Below are 23,846 nucleotides of genomic sequence, written 5' to 3'. Positions count from 1 at the left end.
CAGCGCCCCCCCCCCCGCGCCGCCCCCCCGCGCGCCCCGGCGGGCCCGGGCCCCGGACGCGGCGGCGTCCAGTGCGCTGCGCAGCACCGGGCGCCCCGTCCGGGCCGCCCGCACCGCCGCGGGGTCGACCGCCGTCGTCGTCGGCAGGTCCGTGCCCGTACGGGTCCGCCCGCAGAACACCACCAGCTCGTCCTCGCCGTCCAGGACGGCCAGGACCGCGCGGTCGGCGCCGAGCACCTCGCACGCCTGGTCCAGGGCCAGGCGCACCACGTCCTGCGGGTCCAGCACCTGCGCGGCGTTGCCCACGTCGCGCATCGCCGACAGCAGCCGGCGCCGGCGCCCCGGGGCCGGGGTCCACGAGGCCCGTCCCGCGGGCTGCCCACCCACCGGGGCCCGGCCCCCGGCGGCGCCGCCCCGGCCGCGCTGGACCAGCGTCACCCACCCCTGCCGCTCGGCCAGCGCCGTCGCCATCCACCGCAGCCGGTCGGCGTCCGCGCCCGCCCCGGCCTCCTCCAGCCGCTCGGCCCGCAGCAGCAGGAGGTGGTGGCCCAGCAGCGGGGCGTCCAGGGGCGCCGCGCGCACCTCGGCGCGGCGCAGCAGGGACCGGGCCCGCCGCCGCGCCCCCAGCCGGTGCAGCGCGTCGGCCCGCACCGCGTCGAGCACCGCCCGCTGGACGGCGCCGCCGCGCCCGCCCGGCGCCGACCGCCGCACCCGGCGCAGCGCGCGCAGCGCCTCCCGCAGCCCGGCCCGGCCCGCGCGCACCGCCGCGGGGTCGCCGACGTCGACGGCCGCGCGCAGCTGCGCCAGCCGCCCGCACACCAGCAGCACCAGCGTCCACCCGACCTCCGGCGCACCGCGCGAGCGCGTCCGGCGGGCCGCCGCGAGCACCTGCGCGGCGAGGTGGTCGAACCGCTCGGTGAGGTCGCCCTGCTGGACCAGCCAGTTTGCGGTGGCCAGCAGCACCTGCCAGCCGTGCCGCGAGGGGGCGTCGCCGCCGTCCCGGCCCACCGCCTCCAGCACGTCACCGGCCTCGCCCGGCCGGCCCTTCGCGCTCAGCAGCGCGCTGCGCAGCAGGTCCAGCCCGGCCGGGACGGCACCCCCCTCGGGGACGCGGCGCACCGCCCGCGCGTGCCAGGACGCGGCGGTCGCGACGTGACCGGCGGCCAGCCGCTCGACCACCACCGCCTGAGCGCCGACGACGTACGCGGGCAGGTCCAGCCACTGGCCGTCCTGCTCCAGCACCTCGGCCACCGCCCGCCAGGTCCCGCCGGACCCCAGCCGGTGCAGGCCCCGGGCCAGCCGCAGGGAGGCCAGGACCACCGGGTCGGTCTCGACCTCGCGCGCGCCGGCGGCGGTCAGCGGCCGCCCGACCAGACCGGCCGTGCCGGGCAGCCGGACCGGCAGCAGCGTCAGCCGCCCCGTCAGGGCCTGGGCCAGCGCCGCCCGCAGCGTCCACCGCGCGTCCCGGGCCAGGTCGGCCCGCCGCGCCCGCAGGGCGTGCGCCCACGCGGCCAGCGCCGTCGGTGCGCCCGCCAGGGGGCGGCCCCGCTCCAGGTCGGCCGCCGCGGCCTCCCGCAGCAGGACCGCGCGCGCCCCCTCGGCGGTGGAGCGCTCCACCTCGCGCGGGGAGTCCAGCCGGTGCCGGCTGGCCCGCCGCCGGCCCTGCCCGGCGACCGCGCCCACCAGCGCGAGCAGCGACACCAGCGTGGAGGCCACCCACCCCGGCCACCGCGCCGGACGGGGAGCGCCCAGGACCGCCAGGCCGTCGGCCGCCGCGGCCCCGGCGCGGTCCGGGGCGGTCGCGGCGCGCTCGTGCCGGTGCAGGACGGCGACCTCGCCGAGCACGACCGCCCGCTCCACCGGGTCGCCGGCCGAGCCGAGGAGCCGCTCGAGGTGCGCGTGGGCCTCGGCGTGCCGCCCCTGCCGGGCCAGGCACGCCGCCAGCAGCCGCCGCAGCCGCGGGTCCAGGTCCAGACCGGCGGCCTCGGCCGCGCCGACGGCCTGCGTCAGCAGCGCCACCGCCTCCTCCGGCGCGAACCGCCGGGCCGCCTCCACCCCGGCCGCCGCGCAGGCGTCGACGACGTCGCCGGGGGCCACGGCGTCCCCGGCGCGCAGGTGCTGGTGCGCGCAGGCGAACAGGGCGTCGCGGTCGCCGTCGTCGACGCCGGCGCGGGTGTCGGCCCGCAGCACCCGGGCCAGCCGGGCGTGCAGGGCCTGGCGCCCGACCGGCTCGACGCCGTCCAGGACGGCGTCGACGACCTGCTGGTGCAGGAACTCGTGCCGCCCGTGCGGCAGGGGCCGCAGCAGCCGGGCGGTCACCCCCGCGGCCAGCCCGGCGTGCACGTCCTGGGGCTCCAGCTGCGGGACGGCGGCCCGCAGCACCAGGTGGTCGTCCACCGACCGGCCGCAGGCCGCGGCCAGCCGCAGCACCTCCCGGTGCCCCGGCGCCAGGTCGTCCACCCGGCGCAGCAGCGCCGTCAGCAGCCGCGGCGCCACCGGCACCGCTTCCAGCGCAGCGTGCTCCAGCCGCCAGTGCCCCCAGTCGGGCAGCAGGCCGCCGCCGTCGAGCAGGGTGGTCAGCAGGGCCAGCAGCGCCCCGGGGTTGCCCGCCGAGCGGGAGACCAGCGCCGTGGCGACCGAGTCGGTGACCACCGCCCCCGGCAGCCGCCGGCGCACGACCGCACGGGCGGCGGCGTCGGACAGCGGGGGGACGTCCAGGACGAGGGCGCGGGCGGTGTCGAGCCCGCCGACGGTCCCGGGGTCGTCGGCCCCCGAGGGGGCCCGGTCGACCAGGACCAGCAGCAGCGGCAGGTCCGCGCACTCGCCCGCGACCCGGCGCAGCACCGCCAGGGTGGAGGCGTCGGCGTGCTCGGTGTCGTCGAGGACCACCAGCAGCGGGCCGGTGCGGGCGGCGTGCTGCAGCAGCTCCTCGGCCAGGGCCTGCGGGCGCGGGTCGTCGGGGTCCGGCGAGGGGTCGTGCGCCGGGTCGGCCGGGGTCAGGCCCCCGGCCGCCATCGCCCGCCGCAGCGCGCTCAGCGGGGAGCTCGGGGACCGGGTGCTGTCGAGGACGACCGTCGCGGCCCCCTGGGCCGCGGCCCGGCGGCGCGAGCGGTCGACCAGCGCGCTGCGCCCGGAACCGGCGGCCCCGCGCACGACGACGACGCTGCCGGAACCCGCGCGGGCGTTGTCCCAGGCGGCGTCGAGCAGGGCGCACTGCTGCCCGCGCTCCAGCAGCGGACCCTCGGTCGGGTCGGCCCAGCTGCGCCGGCCCAGGGCGACGTCGGGGGCGGTGTCGGCGACGACGCGGCTCAGCTCGTCGGCGACGGCGGCCGCGTCCCCGGGCCGGTCCTCGGGGTCCGGCGACAGCAGCCGCCGCACCAGCAGGGCCAGCGGGCGGGGCACGCCCGGCCCGAGCAGGTCCGGGTCCAGCGGCTGCAGCCGGGCCAGGCGCCGGCGGACCTGCGCGGCGTCGGCGCCCTCCACCGGCGTGCGCCCGGTCAGGCACTCCAGCAGCAGGGCGCCCACGGAGTACAGGTCCGAGCGGTGGTCGACGGGGCTGCGGACGACCCCGGCCTGCTCCGGCGACCGGTACAGCAGGGCCCCCGCCTCGGCGTCGGTGGCGTCGCCGGCCGGGCCGCGGGGGTCGGCGCGGCGGCGCTCGGGACCGTCGGCGCGCACGGGCCGGGTGGGTGAGCCGGTGTCCAGGTGCGCGACGCCGAGGTCGACGAGGACGCCGCGCCCGGAGCGGGTCACCAGGACGTTGGCGGGTTTGACGTCGCGGTGGACCAGGCCGGAGGCGTGCAGCGCGTGCAGGGCGTCGCACACGTCGACGACCAGGCGCACGGTGGTGGTCACCGACAGCAGGCCCGCCGGCAGCTCCCCGGTGCCCGGGTCCCCGCCGCGCGGCGGCGGGGAGTGCAGCAGGTCCGCCAGGGACGTGCCGTCGTGGGCGTCCATGACGATGCCGAGCCGGCCGTCGACCTCGGCGACCGCGTGGACGCGGGTGAGCCCGGGGTGGTGGACGCTGGCCAGCAGGGCGGCCTCGCGGCGCAGGGTGCGCTCGCCCTCGGCCTGCTCGACGGGGGACGCGCCGGGGCGCTGCCGCTTGACGGCGTACTCGCGGTCCCCGCGCGCGGCGAGGTGGACGATCGAGCCCGCGCCGCGGCCCAGTTCGCGCAGGACGGTCCAGGCCGGCTCGGGGCCGGTGAGGGGACCGGCGAGGGAACCGGGTGCGGGTGCGGGACCGGGCACGACGCCCCGGCCGGGGACCGTCGGCGCACCGGGCCGGGTGGAACGCGATTCCGCCATCAGCAGCCGTTCCCTCGTCTCCGACCGAACTCGGACCGACGGTCACCCTAGGGCATCGGTGATCCACGGCGAGTGCGCGTCCGAAGGGGGTCCGATCGCACGGCCGACGGCTCAGCGCCCCGGTCGGTGCTCGTCCGGGCCGGGGTCCTCCCCGGCGCCGCGTCGCGCGGCCAGCAGGCGGCGGAAGGACTCCAGCCGGGCCACCCCGGCCGCCCCCGCCCGCCCCGAGCCGACCCAGGCGTCCAGGCCGCAGTCGGGCTCGTCGTGGGTGCACCCGCGCGGGCAGCCCTCCTCGCCCGGCAGCAGGTCCGGGAACGCGCGCAGCACCGCCTCGGGGTCGACGTGGGCCAGCCCGAACGAGCGCACGCCCGGGGTGTCGATGACCCAGCCGCCACCGGGCAGCGCGAGCGCCGCCATCGAGGTGGAGGTGTGCCGGCCCCGGCCGGTGACCGCGTTGACGTGGCCGGTGGCCCGCCCGGCGTCGGGGACCAGCGCGTTGACCAGCGTCGACTTGCCCACCCCCGAGTGCCCCACCAGGACGGTGGTGCGCCCGGCCAGCCGCGCGCGCACGTCCTCCAGGCCCACCAGCCCCTCGGGCCCGCGGGAGGTCACCACCGCGTCCAGGCCCAGCGGCGCCCACGTGTCCAGCACCTCCGCCGCCGGCCGCAGGTCGCCCTTGGTCAGGCACAGCAGCGGCTGCATGCCGGCGTCGTAGGCCGCGACCAGGCAGCGGTCCACCAGCCGCGACCGCGGTTCGGGGTCGGCCACCGCCGTCACCACGACGAGCAGGTCGGCGTTGGCGACCACGACCCGCTCGATCGGGTCGGTGTCGTCGGCGGAGCGGCGCAGCTTCGTGCGGCGCTCCTCGATCCGGACGATGCGGGCCAGCGTGTCGGTCGTCCCCGACACGTCGCCGACCAGCCCCACCCGGTCGCCCACCACGACCCCCGTGCGCCCCAGCTCCCGGGCCCGCATGGCCGTCACGACGCGCTGCTGCGCGGTGCCCTCCCCGACGAGGCAGGTGGACCGGCCCCGGTCCACGGCCACCACGAACGCCTCGACGGCGTCGGCGTGCGCGGGGCGGTCCTTGGTGCGCGGCCGGGACCCGCGCCGGTTGGGCCGGATCCGGACGTCGTCCTCGTCGAAGCGCCCGACGGGACCGCGCTGCCGCGGGCTCAGGCGCCGACCCCCGCCAGCATCGCGGCCCACATCCCGGGGAAGTCGGGCAGCGTCTTGCCGGTCGTGGCGACGTCCTCCACCAGCACGCCCTCCACGCGCAGGCCCAGCACCGCGCCCGCGGTCGCCATCCGGTGGTCGGCGTAGGTGCGGAAGACCCCGCCGTGCAGGGCCTGCGGGTGCACCAGCAGACCGTCGGCGGTCTCCTCGGCGCGGCCCCCCAGCGCGTTGACCTCCGTCACCAGCGCCGCGAGCCGGTCGGTCTCGTGCCCGCGCAGGTGCGCGATGCCGCGCAGCCGGGTGGGGGAGGAGGCCAGCGCCGCCAGCGCCGTGATCACCGGGGCCAGCTCACCCGCCTCGTGCAGGTCCAGGTCCACGCCGTACAGCTCCCCGGTGCCCTCCACGAGCAGGCCGTCGCGGTCGAGGGTCACCTCGGCGCCCATCTGGTCCAGCACGTCCCGCAGGACGTCCCCGGCCTGGGTCGTCGACTGCGGCCAGCCCGGCACCCGCACCCGGCCGCCGACCGCGGCGGCCGCGGCCAGGAACGGCCCGGCGTTGGACAGGTCCGGCTCGACGTGGACGTCGAGGGGGTTGACCTCCCCGGCCTCGACGAACCAGCGGCCCGGGGTGGAGTCGTCGACCAGGACGCCGGCGTCCCGCAGGACCTCCACGGTCATCCGGATGTGCGGCAGGCTCGGGACGGGCGGGCCCTCGTGGACGACCTCCAGCCCCTCGCGGGTGCGGGCGCCGACCAGCAGCAGCGCGGTGACGAACTGGCTGGAGGCGGAGGCGTCGATGCGGACCGTGCCGCCGCGCAGGCCGCCGGCGGGGCCGCGCACGCTGAACGGCAGCAGACCGCGACCGCCGTCCTCCACGACCGCGCCGAGCTGGCGGACCGCGTCGACGACGGCGCCCATGGGGCGCTCGCGGGCGCGGTCGTCGCCGTCGAACTCCACGGGGGAGTCGGCCAGGGCCGCGACCGGCGGCAGGAAGCGCATGACCGTCCCGGCCAGGCCGCAGTCGATGCGCGACCCGCCGGTGATGGGGCCGGGCCGCACCACCCAGTCGTCCGGGCCCACGCCGTCCCCGGCGCGGGAGCCCTCGACGACGTCGACCCCGAGCTGGCGCAGCGCGTCGGCCATCAGCAGCGTGTCCCGCGAGACCAGCGGCGCGCGCAGCACCGAGGACCGCCCGGCCAGCGCGGCCACCACGAGGTAGCGGTTCGTCAGCGACTTCGAGCCCGGCACCGCGACGACGGCGTCCAGGGGGCCGGCCGCGGTCGGGGCGGCCCACAGCTCCTGGTCCGGAGCCGGTCTGGACGGTGCGCTGGACGGATCGTTCGGGGTCACGGGGAGCATCCTCGCAGCCGCCCCGGACACGGGTCGAACGGTGGTCGGGGCCGTGGCCGGGGTGCTGCGGGCGTCTCAGCCGATCTTGGCGGCGGCCAGCTGGACGTCCTTCTTGCCGAGCTCGGCGGCGTGCACGGCCTCGCGGGCGGCGAGGTGGGCCAGCCGCTTGGCGTCGCGGCCGGCGCGCTTGCCCCGCCACAGCGCCCCGGGCTTGCCGGCGGTGTCGACCGAGGCCAGCAGCGCCCCGCCGAGCAGGCCGAGGTCGGTCAGGAAGTCGTCGAGGACCTCCCGGCGCACGGTGGGGTCCTTCTCGGACCAGAACGGGTGGTTCACGTACGCGCTGGGCGCCGCGGTGGCGGCCAGGACGGTGGCGGCCAGCCGCGGGGCCCGGCCCAGGGCGAACAGCACCCCGGCGCCGGCCATCGCCGCGCCGTTGAGGCGGACGAGCAGCACCGGGTCGTCGGGCAGGCGCAGCGGACCGGCCACGCGGTGCACCAGCGGTTCGGCCGACGGGGCGAGGTCGCCGGCGTGCCGGACCTGGTCGATGCCGTTCTTGATGAAGATCGCCGCGAGCATCGGGCGGGCTACACGTCGCACCACAGTCATGGGAGTTGCCTACCGCACCCGCGTGATCACCGCGACCGCGGGGCCGTGTCGCAGGTCGGTGGCAGGGTGGGGCCCCATGTGCGGTCGCTACGCCCTGCGTCGGGAGCTCGACGAGCTGGTGGAGGAGTTCGAGGTCGACGACGACACCCTCGCCGGCGGGGGTGCGGTCACCCTGTCCACCAACACCGCCCCGACCACGACCCCGCCCGTCGTGCTCGAGCGCTTCCGCAGGGGCGAACCGGACGCCCCGCCGACCCGCTCGCTGCGGGCGCTGCGGTGGGGCCTGGTCCCCAGCTGGTCGCCGGACGCCTCCGGCGGGGCGCGGATGGTCAACGCCCGCGCCGAGACCCTGCTGTCCAAGCCGGCGTTCGCGCAGGCCGCGACCGCCCGCCGCTGCCTGGTCCCGGTCGACGCCTGGTACGAGTGGCAGACGTCCACCGCCGCGGACGGCGCCACGCGCAAGCAGCCGTTCGCCGTCGGGTCCGCCGACGGGTCGGTGCTGTCGCTGGCCGGGGTCTACGAGTTCTGGAAGGACGGGTCGAAGGCGCCGGAGGACCCCTCCCGCTGGCTCGTCTCGTTCGCGATCGTCACCACGGCCGCCGAGGAGGGCCTGGACCGGCTGCACGAGCGGATGCCGCTGGTGGTCCCGCGCGACCTGCGCGACGCCTGGCTGGACCCCTCCCTCGACGACGCCGACGACGTGCGGTCCCTCGTCGACGCCGTGCCGCGCGACCAGTTCCTCGGCGGAGCGCTCGAGGCGCACCCGGTCTCGCGCGCGGTGGGGGACGTCCGCAACCAGGGCGAGGACCTGCTCGACCCCGTGCCGCTCGCCGAGCTGGGAGGCGTCGTGGACCTGCGCGCGGGGGAGCTGATCGGTGGCCGAGCCGGTGCCCGGGACGGTGCCCGCGACGGCCGGGCGGTGACGGAATGGTGACGGGGGCGCCCGCGTTGACCCGGACATGCCGTTCGCCCCAGCCCTCGAGCCCGCCCGCCGGGTCGAGCCGCGCGCGCCGCGTCGCGGTGCCGCCGGTCCGCCCGGTCGCCGTGACGTCCGGGGTCCGCGCGTGAGCGTGGCCCCCGCGCAGGGCCTAGGCTCGATCGCGATGACCGAACAGACCGAGCAGGTCGCTCCGCAGGAGACAGCCGACGAACGGGCCGCGCGCTTCGAGCGCGACGCGCTGCCGTTCCTCGACCAGCTGTACTCCGCGGCCCTGCGCATGACCCGGAACCCCGCCGACGCCGAGGACCTCGTCCAGGACGCCTTCGCGAAGGCGTACGGCGCGTTCCACCAGTTCACCCCGGGCACCAACCTCAAGGCGTGGCTGTACCGGATCCTGACCAACACGTACATCAACACGTACCGCAAGAAGCAGCGCGAGCCCCAGCAGTCACACTCGGACGAGATCGAGGACTGGCAGCTCGCGCGGGCCGAGTCGCACTCCTCCACGGGGCTGCGCTCGGCCGAGACCGAGGCGCTGGACCACCTGCCCGACTCCGACGTCAAGCGGGCGCTGCAGCAGGTCCCGGAGGACTTCCGGCTCGCGGTGTACCTGGCCGACGTCGAGGGGTTCGCGTACAAGGAGATCGCCGAGATCATGGGCACGCCCATCGGGACGGTGATGTCCCGCCTGCACCGCGGCCGGCGCCAGCTGCGCGAGCTGCTGCGCGACTACGCCGTGGACCGGGGCGTCAGCGGGGCCACCGCCCAGCAGGGGGGTGCGTCGTGAGCGGGACCGACCGGAACGGGACCAAGCACTGCCAGGAGGTGCTCGACCGCGCGTTCGAGTACCTCGACGGCGAGATGCCCGACCTGGACTGCGAGCAGCTGCGGGCCCACCTGGAGGAGTGCGCCAGCTGCCTGGCGCAGCTCGCCGAGGACGAGAAGCTCAAGCAGGTCATCCGGGACGGGTGCCCCTGCGAGGAGGCGCCGCAGACCCTGCGGGCCCGCATCGTCGTCTCCCTCACCCAGATCAGCGCCACCGCGCGCTGAGCCGCACACGCCACGAGGCCCCGGATCCCTGAGGGATCCGGGGCCTCCGTCGCTCCGGTGCGCCGGTTCAGGCGTTGGGGCGCTTGCCGTGGTTCGCGCCGTTGCCCTTGCGCGAGCGGCGCTTGCGGCCTCGCTTGCTCATGGTGTCCTCCTCCGTGGTCGATGGATCTCGGCGTCCATCGTCCCACGGGGTGAGGGGTGCTCAAGGTCGCCCCGGCCGCACCCGATGCCGCAGGGGTGACGATCACGCAGGGTCCCGCTGCCGGCCAGAGCACCGGGCACGCCGCGCCCCCCGCCGAGCCGCTCATCACCCCCTACCTGCGGGCGCTGGTGGAGCTGCGCGGGTCGGACCTGCACTGCAAGGCCGGGTCGCCGCCGCGGATCCGGATCGACGGACGGCTGCGCGTCCTGCAGGCCCCGCCGCTGACGGCCGACGTCACCGAGCGGATGCTGGAGGAGATCCTGCGTCCCGACCTCGTCGAGGAGTTCGCCCGCACCCACGAGGCCGACTTCGCCTACAGCCTGCCGCAGGGGGCGGGCCGGTTCCGCGTCAACGCCTTCCGCCAGCGCGGGTCCGTCGGCCTGGTGCTGCGGCGCGTCGCGGCGCAGGCCGTGCCGCTGGCCGGGCTGGGCGTACCACCGGTCATCGAGCAGCTCGCGCTGGAGCACCGCGGCCTGCTGCTGGTGACCGGCCCCACCGGCTCGGGCAAGACGACCACGCTCGCCGGGATGATCGACCACATCAACACCGTCCGCGAGAGCCACGTCGTGACGATCGAGGACCCCATCGAGGTGCTGCACACCGACAACCGGTCGATGATCAGCCAGCGCGAGGTGCGCCTCGACACCGCCGACTTCAGCACCGCGCTGCGCGCCGCGATGCGGCAGGACCCCGACGTGATCCTCGTCGGGGAGATGCGCGACCAGGAGACCGTGAAGGCGGCCCTGTCGGCCGCCGAGACCGGCCACTTCGTCATGTCGACGCTGCACACCATCGACGCGGCCGAGACGATCTCGCGCATCATCGACTTCTTCCCCCCGCACGAGCAGAAGCAGGTGCGGCTGGCGCTCGCGGGGTCGCTGCGCGGCATCGTCTGCCAGCGCCTGGTGCCCCGCGCGGACGGGGCGGGCCGGTGCGTGGTCATGGAGATCTGCGTCAACACCGGCCGCATCGCGGACGCGATCGCCGACCCGGACAAGACGAACCTCATCACCGACCTCATCCGCGAGGGCGGGTACTACCGGATGCAGACGTTCGACCAGCACCTCGTGGAGCTGGTCCGGGACGGGATCGTGACGCTGGAGGACGCGCAGGACGCCGCTTCCAGCCCGCACGACCTCGCCGTGGAGCTGCGCCGCCTGGGCCTGGTCGTCTGACGCGTCACGCCGTCAGCCGCGTCCCCGGCGAGCACGGGGTCGCCGCGGGGGTCGCCGCGGGGGTCGCCGCTGCGGGCGGCCGGGGACGACCCGCGGCCCGGCGGACGCGCGCCGGGCGGTCGGCGCGGGCCCGGTGCCCGGGGGGAGCGGGGCGGGGGACGCCGCCGTCCTCGGACCACTCGCGCGAGGTCCGGGAGTCGACGCCGAAGCGGGGTGCGGCCAGGGCCAGCACCACGAGCACGAGCAGCACCACGAGGGCGGTCAGGTCGTTGGACACCCCTCCAGCGTCGCCGTCGCCCCCACCCCGGACGAGTGGCAGCTCTGCCGAGGTCCGTGCAGATCCTGCCAACTCGTCCGGCGGCTGGCAGACTGCCCCGCATGGGGACGAGGGGTGACCTGCACGACGTGGCGGCGGTCGTCGGCCCCGGGTTCTCGGCGTTCGAGTTCTCGGTGGCCTGCGAGGTGTTCGGCATCGACCGCACCGACGACGGCGTGCCGCCGTTCCGGTTCGCCGCCTGCACCGAGCACGCCGGTCCCGTCGTCTCCCGGCACGGGTTCAGCCTCACCACCGACCACCGCCTGGACCGGCTCGACACCGCCGACCTCGTCATCGTGACCCCGTCCGAGCTCGGCTTCGGGCCGCCCAGCGAGCACCTCGCCGACCGGCTGCGCGCCGCCGCCGACCGCGGGGCGACCGTCGCGAGCTTCTGCAGCGGCGCCTTCACCCTCGCCCACACCGGCCTGCTCGACGGCCGCCGCGCCACCACGCACTACCGGTACGCGGCCGAGCTCGCCCGCCGCTTCCCGCTCGTCGAGGTCGTGCCCGACGTCCTGTACGTCGAGGACGGGGCGCTGGCCTCCAGCGCCGGCACCTCCGCGGGCATCGACCTGTCGCTGCACCTGGTCCGTGAGCACCACGGCACCGCCGTGGCCACGGCCATCGCCCGCCGGATGGTGGTGCCCCCGCACCGCGACGGCGGGCAGGCCCAGTACGTCGACGCGCCCGTGCGCCCGTGCGCCGACGAGTCCCTGGCCGCCGCCCTGGACTGGGCCGCGGGGAACCTGCACACCGAGATCGACGTCGCCGCCTGGGCGCGGGCGGCGGCCATGTCGCCGCGCACGTTCGCCCGCCGGTTCCGCGCCGAGACCGGCGTCACCCCGCACCGCTGGCTGCTGGAACGGCGCGTCGCGGCGGCCCGGCTGCTGCTGGAGGACGGCGACCAGGGCATCGACGTCGTGGCCCGCCGGTGCGGTTTCGGGTCCGCCGCGATGCTGCGCCAGCACTTCCTCCGGCTCGTCGGCACCACCCCCACCGCCTACCGGCGCACCTTCCGCGGTGCGCGGTCGCCGGCCGCCACGAGGTTGCTGCCGACCGCATGACGTTCCTGCGCCAGCTGTTCGCCGACGTCCGCTCGCGGCTGCACGGCCACGACCTCTTCCTCGTCTCGGCCGGGGTCACGTTCTACGCCGCGATCGCCCTGGTGCCCTCGCTCGTCGTCGTCGTCCGGCTCCTGGCCGCCGTCATCGGCCCGGCCGAGGTCCTCGAGCTCGCCGACGCGGTCGGCCGGGCGCTGCCCACCGCCCAGAGCGCGGGGGCGGTCGTGCGCGACCTCGCCGCGACGGCCGTCGACGTGGGCTGGGTGCCCGCGCTGGTCGCGCTGGTCCCGGCCACGGTCTACGGCGAGGGGCTGCGGCGGGGTTTCGCCCGCGTCAGCGTGCGCCACCCCGAGCCGGCCCCGCCGGCGGTGCGGGGACGGGTCGGGGCGTGGAAGGTGCGCCTGAAGGCGCTGCCGCTGCTGCTGCTGGCCCCCGCGGGCTTCCTCGCCGTCCTGGAGGTCGCCCCGTTCCTGGTGCGGCTCTTCGGCAGCGGCCTGCCCGGCTCCGCGCTGGGGGTCTACGTCGCGCTGAACGTCGACTGGCTGGTCGTCTCACCCGTGCTGGTCTACGTCTACCGCGTGCTCGGTCCGGTCCGGCCGGGGTGGTGGGCGGCGCTGTGGGGCGGCTACGCCACCGGCGCGTTCGTGTCGGGCTTCCTGCAGGGCTTCGTGCTGTTCCTGGCCATCCCCGTCGACCTGGGCGCACCCTTCGGCGGGTACACCCAGGTCGGGGGAGCGGTCGCGGTCTGCCTGTGGCTGTGGGTCTTCACCGCGCTGACCGTCTACGGGTACGCGGTGACGCTGGAGCTGCAGCGCCGCCGGGACCGGCGGCCCCGGCCTCAGCCCCGGCCTCAGCGCACCGTGAACTGACGCACCTGGGCGTCCAGGTCCTTCGCCACCTCGGCGAGCTCACCCACCGAACCGCGCACGGCCCGCACCTCGTGGGTCGTGCCCTGCACGGCCCCGACGGTGCCCTCCAGGGCCGCCGCGATCCCCGTGGAGCGGCCTGCGGCCGTGTGCAGGGTGCCGCTGACCGACGTCGTGGTCGCCAGCTGCTGCGCGACCGCGGCCGCGATGGTGGCCTGCAGCTCGTCGATGTGGGCGATCGTCTCGGTGATCCGGGCGATGTCGGCGCGCACCGCCGCCGCCTCGGACTGCACGGCCGTCAGCGTCGGGGCGATCTCCTCGGTGGCCTGCGCGGTCTGGCGCGCCAGCTCCTTGACCTCCTCGGCGACGACCGCGAAGCCCGCACCGGCCTCCCCGGCGCGCGCGGCCTCGATGGTCGCGTTCAGCGCCAGCAGGTTCGTCTGCGCGGCGATCGCGGTGATGGTGCGCAGCACGTCGGCGATCTGCTGCGAGCTGGCCCCGAGCCGCTCGACGGTGCCGGTCGCGGTCTGCGCGAGGTGGACCGCCTCGCCGGCGACGACCGTGACGTTGCTCGTCGTGGCGGACACCTCGTCGGCCGCGGCGCGCAGCTGCTCCACCGCGTCGGACACCTCGTGCACCCCGGCCGAGACGGTCGTGGCGTCGCCGGTGACCTGCCCGATCTCGGCGGCGGTGGACTCCGCCGCCCCCGCCAGCCGGTCGCTGGCCCCGTCCAGGGACCCCGCGGCCGCGGTGACGCGGGCCGCGCCCTCGCTCATCGCGACGAGCGCGTCGCGGACGGCGCCGGTGGCCTCGTCCAGCGCCACGCCCATCGTCCCGATCTCGTCGTCGCCGTGCTGCTCGCCCTCGCCCAGGGCGCGGGCCGACAGGTCGCGGGCGGCGACGCGGCGCAGCACGTCGGTGAGCCGCCCGATGCGCCGCACCAGGGTGCGGGCCAGCAGGGCGATGACGCCGGCCATCACCAGCGCCACGCCCGCCCCGACGAGGACGGTGTTGCGGACCAGGCTCGCGCCGCCGGCCGAGACGCGGTCGGTGACGACCGCGGTGTCGGCGTCGGGCAGCCAGCTGGTGACGACCCAGTTGTAGGCGGGGTAGCGGGTGATGCCGACGGTGTAGGCGCCGTCGGCCAGCGTGACGTCGCGGGTGGTGAACTCCCCGGCGGGCAGGTCCTTCGCGGCGGCGAGCAGGTCGGCGACGTACGGCTGCCCGTCGGCGTCGGTGGCGTCGATCATGGCGTCGCCGTCGGCGGCGCCCTCGGGGGCGACGACGGCGGTGCCGGCGGAGGCGGCCGCGTCGGAGAACACCGCGAAGTACCCGGAGGTCCCCACGGTGGCGTCGGCGAGGGCCGCGCGCAGCTCCGCGGTGACGTCGGCCTGCGGCAGCCCCACGAACACCGCGCCGACGACCTCGTCGCCGGCCTTCAGCGGCTCGTAGACGGTGACGTAGGGCTGGTCGGCGACGACCGCGGTGCCGTGGTAGGTCTCCCCGGCCGCGAGGGCCTTCACGACCGCGTTCGGGGCGCCGTCGGCGTTGACGGCGGGGATGTAGGTGCCGATGTTGCGCGAGCCGCCGGCCCCGACGACGTTCGTGGCCACCCGCAGCATGGCCCCGGTGTCGTCCATCTTCTGGAAGACGGTGGTGGCGGCGCCGGTGAGGCGCGCGGCGGCGTCCATCCCGGGCACCGTGGCGGCGGGGTCGCCCTGCTGGCCCAGCCAGGTGCCCCCGAACTCCAGCCGCGGCAGGGTGACGGTCGTCTTGTCCTTGGTGACCTGGTTGGTGGCCGTCCAGGTCGCGGTCTCCGCGGGGTCGACCGCGGTCGCGCCCAGCTGGGCGAGGCGGTCGGTGGTCACCCGCAGGTTGGAGTCCAGCATGGACTGCACGGCCGCGGCCTGCGTGGCCACGGTCGTCTGCACCTGGGTCCCGGCGTCGTGCAGGGACTGCTCGGACATGGCCCGCACGTCACCGGCGGTGTCCTCGGACAGGTCGTCGACCTGCCACGCCGACAGCGCGCTCATGAGGCCGGCGGTGACGACGACGGCGCCGACGCCGGGCAGCAGGAGCTGGGAGCGCAGCGAGCGGGGACGCAACGAGAAGGCCACACCCAGCCATCGGCGCACCGGTAGCGGAACTCAAGCCCTCATCGCGGCCCGGGCCCGGTCAGCCGGCGGGGGAGGGCTCCTCGCGGTGGTCGCCGGTGCGGCCGTCGACGAGCTCGCGCAGGACGTCGACGTGCCCGGCGTGCCGCGCCGTCTCCTCGATCATGTGGATGAGCACCCAGCGCAGCGTGACCGTCGCCCCGTGCCAGGCGGTGCCCCGCTCGGTGGTCTTCAGCTCCCGGATCGCCTCGTCGGCCGCGGCGCGGGCCCGCTCGTAGTAGGCCAGGACACCCTCGGTGGTCTCCCACGGGTGGATGCGCCAGTCGGCCTGCGGGTCCTCGTCCAGGACGGCCGAGGGGATCTCGTCGCTCGGGCGGCCGAACGTGGAGCAGAACCAGCCGTACTCGGTGGAGGCCAGGTGCTTCACGGTGCCCAGCAGGGTGGTCTCGGAGCCCACGACCCGGCGGCGCAGCTGCTCGTCGTCGAGGCCCTCGAGCTTCCACAGGACGGCCTCGCGGTGACGCTGCAGGCTGGCCACCAGGCTCGGCTTCTCCCCGGCGGTGTACGGAACGAGCGTCATGCACCGGACCCTACGGGGGCACCGGAGCGCTGACCACCCCGGCACCGGCCCGTACGATCACGGCGTGAGCGCGCACGTCGACGCCCTGTTCGTCTACCCGGTCAAGGGCATGAGCGCTCAGCCGCTCGACCGCGTGACCCTCACCGCCGGTCGCGGCGTCCCGCACGACCGGACCCTCGCCCTGGCCCGTCCCGGCGGCGCGTACGTCCCCGGGATGCGGCACGGGATCCCCAAGCGCGAGTACTACGTCCTCGTCGCCGAGGAGCGGCTCGCCGCGCTGAGCACCCACCTCGACACCGCGACCGGCGTGTTCACCGTCGACGTCCGGGGCCACCGGGTCCTGACCGCCGACCTGGGCACCGAGGAGGGGCTGGCCGGCCTGCGCGCCTTCTACGCCCGCGTCCTGGACCTGCCGCCGGGCACCGAACCGGTCGTGGCCCGCGACGAGGGCCGCCGCTTCACCGACACCGCGCACGGCTCCGACGAGGAGATGGAGTACGTCTCGGTCGTCAACCTCGCCTCGGTGCGCGACCTCGCCGACCGCGTCGGCGCCGACGTCGACCCGTTGCGGTTCCGCGGCAACGTCCACGTCGAGGGCCTGGAGCCGTGGGCCGAGTTCGACCTCGTCGGGCAGGAGTTCTCCCTCGGCGGTGTCCGCGTGCGGGGGACGAGGACGACCGTGCGCTGCGCCGCGACGGAGGTCGACCCCCGCACCGGCCGGCGGGACCTGCCCGTCCCGCGGCTGCTCTCGCGCACCTACGGGCACGAGGTCACGGGGTTCTACGTCCAGGTCCTGAGCGGCGGGCAGCTCGCCGTGGGCGACGGCGTGACGGGGGTCCCCGGTGCCTGAGCCGCTGCACCTGCAGGTCGCCGGCAAGACCGACCTCACGCCCACCGTCGCCCGCTTCGTCCTGCGCGACCCGCGGGGCGCGGCCCTGCCCGGGTACCGCGGCGGGGCCCACGTCACCGTCACCACCCCCCGCGGCGGACGCCGCAGCTACAGCCTCGTGGAGGCCGGCGGCCGGGCCCCGCGCGAGTACGTCGTCTGCGTGCGCCGGGACCCCGGTGGCCGCGGCGGGTCGGTCAGCATGCACGACGACGTCCACGTGGGCGACGTCCTGGAGGTCACCTGGCCCGCCAACACCTTCGCCCTGCGGCCGGCGAAGCGGTACCTGTTCATCGCCGGCGGCATCGGCATCACCCCGGTCCGGGCGATGGTCGCCGAGCTGCGCGCCCGCGGGAGGGCGCAGGTCGAGCTGCTCTACCTGACCCGGGAGCCGGGGGAGACGGCCTTCCTCGACGAGTTCGGCGCCGACGGCACGCTCCTGCACCACAGCGCCACGCACGGCCGCCTCGACCTGTGGCCGTACCTGGAGCACCCCGACGACGACGCCCGCGTCTACTGCTGCGGCCCCACCGCGCTCGTCGAGGAGGTGCAGGCCCTCACGGCGCACTGGCGCCCCAGCCGCGTCCACGTCGAGGACTTCGCCGGCGTCGACGCCCTCGGCGGCCGGCGGACGCCGTTCACGGCCGTGTGGGCCCCGACGGGGGCCCGGGTGGCGGTCCCGGCCGACCGGACCCTGCTGGGCGCCCTGCGCGACGCCGGGGTGGAGGTCGACGCCTCCTGCGAGTCCGGCACCTGCGGCACCTGCCGGCTGCGGCTGCTGGACGGCGACGTCGACCACCGCGACCTCGTCCTGGGCGCCGCCGAGCGGGCCGGTCACCTCATGCCGTGCGTGTCCCGGGCGCTGTCGGAGGAGATCACGATCGCCCCCGCGTGAGGCGCGGGCGCTCCCGCGTGCGGGACCGGGGCCGGGTGGGCAGGCTGGCGGGGAGACGCAGCAGCGTGCACCACCCCCGCGACGGAGAGCCCTCCATGACGACCTCCCTGCCCCCGGCGTCCCACGACGCCCCGGCCCTGTCCCTCCAGCTGCACCGGCCGGTGCTGCGGCTGCCCGGGACCTACCCCGCGCAGGGCGACACCTTCCTGCTGGCCCGCACGGTCCGCGAGCGCGGCAGCGTCGTGGACCGCGACGTCCTGGACGTCGGGACCGGCGGCGGGTCCCTGGCCGTGGCCGCGGTGCGCGCCGGGGCGCGCACGGTGACGGCCGTGGACATCTCCCTGCGGTCGGTCCTGACCGCCCGGCTCAACGGCCGGCTGCACCGGGCGCCGCTGACGGTCCTGCGCGGCGACCTGTTCGCCCCGGTGGCCGGGCGCGCCTTCGACGTGGTGCTGGCCAACCCGCCGTACGTGCCCGCGGCGACCGACGCGCTGCCCCGGCACCGGCCCGGACGGTCCTGGGACGCCGGCCGCGACGGCCGGGCCGTGATCGACCGCATCTGCGCCGGCATCACGGACGTGCTCGTCCCCGGCGGCCGGTTGCTGATGGTCCACTCGGTCCTGGCCGGGGAGGAGGCCACCCTGGAGCGGCTGCGGGCGCAGGGGCTGCGCGCCGACGTCGTCGCCCGCGCGGACGAGCCCTTCGGGCCGGTGATGACCGCCCGCGCCGACGAGCTGCGCGCCCGCGGGCTGCTGGCCCCGGGGCAGACCCACGAGGAGCTCGTCGTCGTCGAGGCGGTCCGGCCGCCGGCGGGCGAGGCCGCCTGATGGGCGCCGGAGGGGCCGCCCGGGTCCTGGTCAGCGACGACGGCCCGGTCCTGCTCGAGGGGCCGGTCGACATCGACCTGCCGGACGGCCGGCGGGTCCACTCCGAGCGGCCGGTCACCGCGTTGTGCGTGTGCCGCCGCAGCGCCCGGTACCCGTTGTGCGACACCAGCCACCGCGGTCGCGGCGCCCCGCGCACCGCGAACGCCGTCCCCGAAGCGGAGGAGGAACCGTGAGCACCAGCACCGTCCTGACCCGGGAGCCGCTGCTGCCCGCCGAGCGCGGGCCGCTCAGCGCGGCCGTCCTGGCGTACCTGCGGGGGCAGCCGCTGGTGGTCGCCGAGGACGACCTGACCGCCGCCGACCCGTTCGGCGACGACCTGCAGCTGGCCCTGTACGCCTGCTACGAGCTGCACTACCGCGGGTTCGCCGGGGTCGCGGCCGACCTGGAGTGGGACCCGGACCTGCTGGCGCTGCGGCGGGTGCTGGAGCTGCGGTTCCTGCAGGCCCTGCGGGCCGCCGTCCCGGGCGGGGACGACGTGACCGCGGCGATCGCCGCGCTGGTCACCGAGGACCCCGCCGCGCGGGGCGTCTCGCACCACCTGCGGCGGCGCGGGGAGCTGTGGCAGCTGCGGGAGTACGTGGCGCTGCGCTCGACGTACCACCTGAAGGAGGCCGACCCGCAGGCGTGGGTGATCCCGCGCCTGGAGGGGGAGGCCAAGGCCGCACTGGTCACGGTCGAGCACGACGAGTACGGCGCCGGCCGCCCCGAGCGCATGCACGCCCGGTTGTGGGGCGACATGATGCTCGAGCTCGGGCTGAGCGACGAGTACGGCTCCTACCTGGACCACGCGCCCGCCCCGGTCCTGGCCGAGGTCAACTTCATGTCGCTGGCCGGTCTGCACCGCGACCTGCGCGGCGCGCTCGTGGGGCAGTTCGCGGTGGTGGAGCTGACGTCGTCGCCGGGGTCGGCCCGGCTGGTGGCGGCCGCGCAGCGCCTGGGGTGCGGGCCGGCCACCGTGGAGTTCTACGCCGAGCACGTCGAGGCGGACGCCGTCCACGAGCAGGTGGTGCGGCACCGGATCATCGCGCCGCTGGTGCAGGACGACCCGCGGATGGCCGCCGACGTCGTGTTCGGCATGCAGGCGGCGACCTTCATCGACGACCTGCTCGGCGAGCACGTGATGACCCGCTGGGCGGCGGGGGAGTCGGCGCTGACCCGCCCCCTGGACGCCTAGGACCCCCTCCCGCACGCCGGCCCGGCGTGCGGGAGGACCGTCCGCTACGCGTCCTTGAGCATCCGCGCGAGGAACGACCGGGTGCGGTCCTCGCGCGGGTTCGCGATGACGTCCGCGGGCGCCCCGCGCTCGACGACGACCCCGCCGTCCATGAACACCACCTGGTCGGCGACGTCGCGGGCGAAGGCGACCTCGTGCGTCACCACGAGCATCGTCGTGCCGTCCGCGGCCAGTTCCCGCATCACGGTGAGGACCTCCCCGACGAGCTCGGGGTCCAGCGCCGACGTCGGCTCGTCGAACAGCATGAGCTTGGGCTGCATGGCCAGCGCCCGCGCGATCGCGACGCGCTGCTGCTGCCCGCCGGACAGCTGGGCCGGGTAGTTGGCGGCCCGGTCGGCCAGGCCGACCCGGTCCAGCAGCTCCAGCGCCCGCCGCCGGGCCTGCGCCCTGGACTCCCCGCGGACCCGGACGGGCGCCTCGACGACGTTCTCCAGCGCGCTCATGTGCGGGAACAGGTTGAACCGCTGGAACACCATGCCGATGTCCCGGCGCTGCCGCGCGATCTCCTTGTCGGTGAGGCGGTGCAGCCGCCCACCGCGCTCGGCCAGCCCAACCAGCTCGCCGTCGACCCAGATGCGGCCGGCCTCGATGCGTTCCAGGGAGTTGATGCAGCGCAGGAACGTCGTCTTGCCCGACCCCGACGGACCGAGCAGGCACACGACCTGCCCGGCGTGGACGTCGAGGTCGATGCCCTTGAGCACCTCGACGTGGCCGAAGTTCTTGTGGACGTTGCGCGCCTTGACCAGGGGTTCGCTCACTTCGCACCCCCCGGGCCCATCGCGACCCCGGCGGCCGTGGTGCGCCGCGCGGGCCCGGTGCCGTACCCGCGGCTGAACCGCTTCTCCAGGAAGTACTGCCCGACCATGAGGATCGACGTCGCGATGAGGTAGTACGCGACGGCCGCCATGTTCCCGGCCATGACCTCGAACGTCCGGTTCTTGATCTGGCTGACCCGGAAGAACAGCTCGGTGGACACCGGGATCGCGGCCAGCAGCGAGGTGTCCTTGAGCATGGCGATGACCTCGTTGCCGGTGGGCGGCACGATGACGCGCATCGCCTGCGGCAGGATCACCCGGCGCATCGCGAGCCGCTTGGACATCCCCAGCGCCTCGGCCGCCTCGTGCTGGCCGCGGTCGACGCTCAGCAGGCCGGCGCGGGCGATCTCGGCCATGTACGCGGCCTCGGAGAAACCGAGCCCGACGATGCCGCCGAAGACCCCGCCGAACAGGGCGAACAACGTCGTCTGCGACACCGTCAGCAGCCGCAGGTCCGGGGTGCCGAACCACTGCGTGAGCAGGAAGTCGAACGGGACGCCGATCGACAGGCCCGTCGCGAACAGCGCCCCGAGACCACCGGTGATGGACAGCAGCACGTAGCGGGGCACGGCCCGGAAGAACCAGGTGAAGACCCACGACACCGACGACAGGACCCGGTTGTCGGACAACCGCAGGATCGCCAGCAGCACCCCGCCGACGATCCCGATGACCATGGCGCACACGGTCGTCAGCAGGGTCCCGACGAGGAAGCCGCGGATGACGATCGTCTGGTTCATCACCTCCAGGGTGAACGGCCAGTCGAAGTTGTCGTTGGTGAGCAGCAGGTGCAGCAGCATGAGCGCGAGCACCGCGATGACCGCGAGCGCCACCCAGCGCCACGGGTGGCGCACCTCGACCGCGTCGATGCGGCCGGGGCGCTCCTCCTCGTCCTGGTGACCGGAGGTCGTCACGACGCGGCGGGGTTGACCGGGAACTCGGTCACGGCGCCGTTCTCACCGCCCCACGGCGCCAGCGCGGCCGCGTAGGTGCCGTCCTCGGCGATCGCGGCGAGGGCCTGGGAGATCGCCTCGGCGGCGCCGGTCTCGGTCTTGGGGACCACGATGCCGTAGGGCGCGGAGTCGTAGACCTCGCCGGCCAGTTCCAGCTCGTCGCCGGTCTGCTCCACGGCGTACGCGGCGACGGGGGAGTCGGCCAGCATCGCGGCGGCGCGGCCCTGGACGACGGCCGTGGTGGCGTCCTCCTGGGAGTCGAACGACAGGACCTGGATCTGGGGCTTCCCGGCGTCGGTGCAGGCCTGCTGCCGGGCGGGCAGGTCGTCGTCGGACTGGGTGGTGCCGGTCTGGACGGAGACGATCTTCCCGCAGGCGTCGTCGGGGTCGATGCCGTCGGGGTTGCCCTTGGCGACGACCCACTGGGTGCCGGCCTCGAAGTACTGGACCATGTTCACCTGCGCCACGCGCTCGGCGTTGATGGTGAACGAGGAGATCGCGGCGTCGTAGCGGTTGCTGACGACCCCGGTGAGCAGGGTGTCGAAGCTGGCGTCGGAGAACTCCGCCCGCACCCCGAGCTTGGCGGCGACGGCGTTCATGACGTCGATGTCCATGCCCTTGACGGTGGTGCCTTCGAGGAACTCGTTGGGGGCGTACTCGGCGTTCGTGCCGACGCGCAGGACGCCGGAGTCCTGCACCGACTGCGGCAGCATCGCCTTCAGCGCGGCGTCGGCCGAGGCGGTCGCGCCGGCCGTGGTGGTCGGGCTGCTGGCGGCGTCACCCGAGAGGGTGTCGGAGCCGCAGCCGGCGGCGGTCAGGCCCGCGACGGTCAGGGCACCGAGGGCGCCCAGGAGCCGGCGGCGGGTGGTGGGACGAGCAGACACGGGGGGACCTCCGGGGTACGGGTGTGGAGCGTGGACAGTGTGGACCAGGTGAACGCGCGTCCGCGCACCGCGCACCTCCCGAAACCGGTTCGTCACCCGGTCGTCACACGGGACGTGCTCCGGGACGGTCCCGCCGGGACTGTCCGAGCGAGCGGGCACGCTGGGCCCGTGACCCCTCCCGGCCGCCCCGCCCGCCCCTCCGACCGCCTGCTGCGCCGCGTGGGACCGGCCGCCGGGACCCGCGTGGAGCCCGGGCGCTGGCCGGACGACGTCCCGGCCGTCGCGCAGCTGCTGACCACCGGCCTCGACGTCCCGGCCGGGGTGACGTTCCTGGTCGGGGAGAACGGGGCGGGCAAGTCCACGCTCGTGGAGGCGGTCGGGCAGGCCCTGGGGGTGCACGCCGAGGGGGGCCTGCGCCGGCACGCGCCGGGCCGCGACCGGCCCCCGGTGGACGCCTCGGGGCTGGGGGACCGGCTGGAGGTGGTGCGCGGCACCGCCCGCCGGCGGGAGGTCTTCTTCCTGCGCGCCGAGACGATGCACCGCTTCTACTCGTGGCTGCACGACGTGGGCTCGCCGGCCCACGCGGACCTGCACCACCTCAGCCACGGCGAGTCGTTCCTGGAGGTGCTGGACGCGGCGTGGATGCGGCAGGTGGGGCTGCTGCTGCTCGACGAGCCGGAGTCGGCGCTGTCGTTCACCAACCAGCTGCTCCTGGGGCGGTCCTTCGCGGCGATGGCCGCGCAGGGCCGTCAGGTGCTGTGCGCGACGCACTCCCCGCTGCTGACGGCGCTGCCGGGGGCGCGGATCCTCCAGGTCGGCCCGGACGGGATCACGCCCGCCGGGTGGGAGGACCTGCCGCTGGTCCGGGACTGGCGGTTCTTCCTGGACGCCCCGGAGCGCTACTGGCGCCGGGTCCTGGACTGACCGCCAGCTGCCCGGGGGCCAGGTCGATCACGGGGGTGCCCGCGACGACCAGCCGGGCCCGCTCCCAGGGGCGCTGGCCGGCCAGGAACGGCTGCTCGGCCCGCTCCCACTCGTCCCAGAACGCCTCGGCCGCGGCGCGGTCGCCGTTGACGCCCGACGCGACGTCCCGCTCCAGGCCGCGGACGCGGGCCAGGGCGTGGTCGGACTGCACCCAGACGAGCGCGTCCAGGAACGCCGACGCCTCGCGGCGCCCGGCGCCCACGCCCTCGACGAGGACGAGGTCGGTCCCGGCGGGCACGTCGACGGACCCGCTGCGCCCGTGCGGGGCCCAGCCCGGCGGGGTGCACGCCACGCCCACGCCCCGCCGCAGCGGGGCGAGCACCCCCTCGACGAGCAGGTCGGCCCAGTCGAAGAACGAGTGGTGCCAGGCGAGGTCGTCGGTGTGCACGACGACCGACGTCAGGCCCCGGCGCCGGGCCTCGGCGTGCAGCAGGCCGGCCAGGGTGGACTTGCCCGAGGCGCTGCGCCCGTCCACCGCGACGACGCCGGTCCCCAGCGCGTCCAGGACGTCGCCGACCGACGCCGGCCGCCACGGGCCCGCGGCGGGTTCTCCCTCGAGCAGGTGCAC

Annotated in this window: 24 protein-coding genes; 12 read left to right on the top strand and 12 right to left on the bottom strand. The window is 76.4% G+C overall.

From position 1 onward, the window contains the following. From ACRYRX_RS09870 to ACRYRX_RS09855, 4 genes are all read right to left on the bottom strand, one after another. On the bottom strand, positions 1-4,308 hold a 4,308-nt coding region (locus ACRYRX_RS09870; protein ID WP_432511682.1), incomplete at its 3' end, for a serine/threonine-protein kinase. A gap of 111 nt (positions 4,309-4,419) precedes the next feature. Then, positions 4,420-5,487: a ribosome small subunit-dependent GTPase A gene (gene rsgA / locus ACRYRX_RS09865; RefSeq protein ID WP_432511686.1), complete on the bottom strand. Its 1,068-nt coding sequence runs from the start codon at positions 5,485-5,487 to the stop codon at positions 4,420-4,422. Next, positions 5,484-6,842, bottom strand: a complete 1,359-nt coding sequence (aroA, locus tag ACRYRX_RS09860; protein WP_432511681.1) for a 3-phosphoshikimate 1-carboxyvinyltransferase — start codon at positions 6,840-6,842, stop codon at positions 5,484-5,486. The genes rsgA and aroA overlap by 4 nt, the downstream gene beginning before the upstream one ends. Positions 6,843-6,908: 66 nt before the next feature. Continuing rightward, the gene (locus ACRYRX_RS09855) at positions 6,909-7,439 is read right to left on the bottom strand and encodes a DoxX family membrane protein (RefSeq protein WP_432511680.1); all 531 of its coding nucleotides are present in this window, start codon (positions 7,437-7,439) and stop codon (positions 6,909-6,911) included. 76 nt (positions 7,440-7,515) lie between these two features. Here ACRYRX_RS09855 and ACRYRX_RS09850 point away from each other — a divergent pair, with 76 nt between their 5' ends. The 3 genes from ACRYRX_RS09850 (at position 7,516) to rsrA (ending at position 9,429) form a co-directional block, all read left to right on the top strand. Continuing rightward, positions 7,516-8,373 (top strand): SOS response-associated peptidase, encoded by an 858-nt coding sequence (locus ACRYRX_RS09850; RefSeq protein WP_432511679.1) that lies wholly within the window; start codon positions 7,516-7,518, stop codon positions 8,371-8,373. Between the two features lie 169 nt (positions 8,374-8,542). Continuing rightward, entirely contained in the window at positions 8,543-9,166 is a 624-nt protein-coding gene (locus ACRYRX_RS09845; RefSeq protein ID WP_432511678.1) for a sigma-70 family RNA polymerase sigma factor, read from the top strand. Continuing rightward, complete coding sequence (gene rsrA, locus ACRYRX_RS09840; protein WP_432511677.1) at positions 9,163-9,429, top strand: mycothiol system anti-sigma-R factor; 267 nt, start codon at positions 9,163-9,165, stop codon at positions 9,427-9,429. Before ACRYRX_RS09845 ends, rsrA begins: the two co-directional genes overlap by 4 nt. A gap of 67 nt (positions 9,430-9,496) precedes the next feature. On the opposite strand, the gene ACRYRX_RS09835 is transcribed toward rsrA, so the two are convergent. Next, complete coding sequence (locus tag ACRYRX_RS09835) at positions 9,497-9,571, bottom strand: 50S ribosomal protein bL37 (RefSeq protein WP_375791718.1); 75 nt, start codon at positions 9,569-9,571, stop codon at positions 9,497-9,499. 101 nt (positions 9,572-9,672) lie between these two features. Between ACRYRX_RS09835 and ACRYRX_RS09830 the strand changes: the two genes are divergently transcribed. Continuing rightward, positions 9,673-10,806 carry a type IV pilus twitching motility protein PilT gene (locus ACRYRX_RS09830; RefSeq protein WP_459115392.1) on the top strand — a complete coding sequence of 378 codons (1,134 nt, stop codon included), beginning with the start codon at positions 9,673-9,675 and terminating at the stop codon, positions 10,804-10,806. 4 nt (positions 10,807-10,810) lie between these two features. On the opposite strand, the gene ACRYRX_RS09825 is transcribed toward ACRYRX_RS09830, so the two are convergent. Beyond that, positions 10,811-11,083 (bottom strand): hypothetical protein, encoded by a 273-nt coding sequence (locus ACRYRX_RS09825; protein ID WP_432511676.1) that lies wholly within the window; start codon positions 11,081-11,083, stop codon positions 10,811-10,813. Between the two features lie 101 nt (positions 11,084-11,184). Between ACRYRX_RS09825 and ACRYRX_RS09820 the strand changes: the two genes are divergently transcribed. Further along, on the top strand, positions 11,185-12,186 hold the full coding sequence (locus tag ACRYRX_RS09820) for a GlxA family transcriptional regulator (RefSeq protein ID WP_432511675.1): 1,002 nt from the start codon (positions 11,185-11,187) through the stop codon (positions 12,184-12,186). After that, positions 12,183-13,052 (top strand): YhjD/YihY/BrkB family envelope integrity protein, encoded by an 870-nt coding sequence (locus ACRYRX_RS09815; protein ID WP_432511674.1) that lies wholly within the window; start codon positions 12,183-12,185, stop codon positions 13,050-13,052. The genes ACRYRX_RS09820 and ACRYRX_RS09815 overlap by 4 nt, the downstream gene beginning before the upstream one ends. Here ACRYRX_RS09815 and ACRYRX_RS09810 read toward each other — a convergent pair. Together ACRYRX_RS09810 and ACRYRX_RS09805 are read right to left on the bottom strand one after the other, a co-directional pair. Beyond that, positions 13,034-15,166, bottom strand: a complete 2,133-nt coding sequence (locus ACRYRX_RS09810; RefSeq protein WP_432511673.1) for a methyl-accepting chemotaxis protein — start codon at positions 15,164-15,166, stop codon at positions 13,034-13,036. The genes ACRYRX_RS09815 and ACRYRX_RS09810 overlap by 19 nt on opposite strands. Positions 15,167-15,224: 58 nt before the next feature. Beyond that, positions 15,225-15,743, bottom strand: coding sequence for a DinB family protein (locus ACRYRX_RS09805; protein ID WP_432511672.1), 519 nt, complete (start codon positions 15,741-15,743; stop codon positions 15,225-15,227). 64 nt (positions 15,744-15,807) lie between these two features. Here ACRYRX_RS09805 and ACRYRX_RS09800 point away from each other — a divergent pair, with 64 nt between their 5' ends. The 5 genes from ACRYRX_RS09800 to ACRYRX_RS09780 all read left to right on the top strand — a co-directional run bounded on the left by ACRYRX_RS09800 (position 15,808) and on the right by ACRYRX_RS09780 (position 19,585). Further along, positions 15,808-16,593, top strand: coding sequence for an MOSC domain-containing protein (locus ACRYRX_RS09800; RefSeq protein ID WP_432511671.1), 786 nt, complete (start codon positions 15,808-15,810; stop codon positions 16,591-16,593). Continuing rightward, positions 16,586-17,524, top strand: a complete 939-nt coding sequence (locus ACRYRX_RS09795) for a PDR/VanB family oxidoreductase (protein WP_432511670.1) — start codon at positions 16,586-16,588, stop codon at positions 17,522-17,524. The genes ACRYRX_RS09800 and ACRYRX_RS09795 overlap by 8 nt, the downstream gene beginning before the upstream one ends. 164 nt (positions 17,525-17,688) lie before the next feature. Continuing rightward, a complete protein-coding gene (locus tag ACRYRX_RS09790; protein WP_432511684.1) occupies positions 17,689-18,351 on the top strand; it encodes a HemK2/MTQ2 family protein methyltransferase in 663 nt (220 codons plus the stop codon). Further along, on the top strand, positions 18,351-18,584 hold the full coding sequence (locus ACRYRX_RS09785; protein WP_432511669.1) for a CDGSH iron-sulfur domain-containing protein: 234 nt from the start codon (positions 18,351-18,353) through the stop codon (positions 18,582-18,584). Before ACRYRX_RS09790 ends, ACRYRX_RS09785 begins: the two co-directional genes overlap by 1 nt. Continuing rightward, positions 18,581-19,585: an iron-containing redox enzyme family protein gene (locus ACRYRX_RS09780; RefSeq protein ID WP_432511668.1), complete on the top strand. Its 1,005-nt coding sequence runs from the start codon at positions 18,581-18,583 to the stop codon at positions 19,583-19,585. The genes ACRYRX_RS09785 and ACRYRX_RS09780 overlap by 4 nt, the downstream gene beginning before the upstream one ends. A gap of 44 nt (positions 19,586-19,629) precedes the next feature. Here the strand turns inward: ACRYRX_RS09780 and ACRYRX_RS09775 are convergent, their stop codons facing one another. The 3 genes from ACRYRX_RS09775 to ACRYRX_RS09765 are packed head-to-tail and all read right to left on the bottom strand — an operon-like array spanning position 19,630 to position 22,294. Beyond that, entirely contained in the window at positions 19,630-20,403 is a 774-nt protein-coding gene (locus ACRYRX_RS09775) for an amino acid ABC transporter ATP-binding protein (RefSeq protein ID WP_432511667.1), read from the bottom strand. Next, positions 20,400-21,371 carry an amino acid ABC transporter permease gene (locus tag ACRYRX_RS09770; RefSeq protein WP_432511666.1) on the bottom strand — a complete coding sequence of 324 codons (972 nt, stop codon included), beginning with the start codon at positions 21,369-21,371 and terminating at the stop codon, positions 20,400-20,402. The genes ACRYRX_RS09775 and ACRYRX_RS09770 overlap by 4 nt, the downstream gene beginning before the upstream one ends. Continuing rightward, positions 21,368-22,294 (bottom strand): ABC transporter substrate-binding protein, encoded by a 927-nt coding sequence (locus ACRYRX_RS09765; protein ID WP_432511665.1) that lies wholly within the window; start codon positions 22,292-22,294, stop codon positions 21,368-21,370. Before ACRYRX_RS09765 ends, ACRYRX_RS09770 begins: the two co-directional genes overlap by 4 nt. Before the next feature lie 168 nt (positions 22,295-22,462). Between ACRYRX_RS09765 and ACRYRX_RS09760 the strand changes: the two genes are divergently transcribed. Further along, positions 22,463-23,218, top strand: coding sequence for an AAA family ATPase (locus ACRYRX_RS09760; protein WP_432511664.1), 756 nt, complete (start codon positions 22,463-22,465; stop codon positions 23,216-23,218). On the opposite strand, the gene ACRYRX_RS09755 is transcribed toward ACRYRX_RS09760, so the two are convergent. Continuing rightward, positions 23,124-23,846 (bottom strand): uridine kinase family protein, encoded by a 723-nt coding sequence (locus ACRYRX_RS09755; protein ID WP_432511663.1) that lies wholly within the window; start codon positions 23,844-23,846, stop codon positions 23,124-23,126. The genes ACRYRX_RS09760 and ACRYRX_RS09755 overlap by 95 nt on opposite strands.

Origin of the sequence: Kineococcus lubricus (assembly GCF_050871965.1) — a bacterium.
Classification (GTDB): Bacteria; Actinomycetota; Actinomycetes; order Actinomycetales; family Kineococcaceae; genus Kineococcus.
Note: the sequence above shows the minus strand (reverse complement) of the source record. Positions and strands in the feature narration are given on the sequence as shown.

Coding starts and splice junctions, on each gene's coding strand:
- aroA (WP_432511681.1), bottom strand. CDS start 6,842: ATGCTCCCCGTGACCCCGAACGATCCGTCCAGCGCACCGTCCAGACCG.
- ACRYRX_RS09855 (WP_432511680.1), bottom strand. CDS start 7,439: ATGACTGTGGTGCGACGTGTAGCCCGCCCGATGCTCGCGGCGATCTTC.
- ACRYRX_RS09850 (WP_432511679.1), top strand. CDS start 7,516: ATGTGCGGTCGCTACGCCCTGCGTCGGGAGCTCGACGAGCTGGTGGAG.
- ACRYRX_RS09845 (WP_432511678.1), top strand. CDS start 8,543: ATGACCGAACAGACCGAGCAGGTCGCTCCGCAGGAGACAGCCGACGAA.
- ACRYRX_RS09820 (WP_432511675.1), top strand. CDS start 11,185: ATGGGGACGAGGGGTGACCTGCACGACGTGGCGGCGGTCGTCGGCCCC.
- ACRYRX_RS09815 (WP_432511674.1), top strand. CDS start 12,183: ATGACGTTCCTGCGCCAGCTGTTCGCCGACGTCCGCTCGCGGCTGCAC.
- ACRYRX_RS09805 (WP_432511672.1), bottom strand. CDS start 15,743: ATGACGCTCGTTCCGTACACCGCCGGGGAGAAGCCGAGCCTGGTGGCC.
- ACRYRX_RS09785 (WP_432511669.1), top strand. CDS start 18,351: ATGGGCGCCGGAGGGGCCGCCCGGGTCCTGGTCAGCGACGACGGCCCG.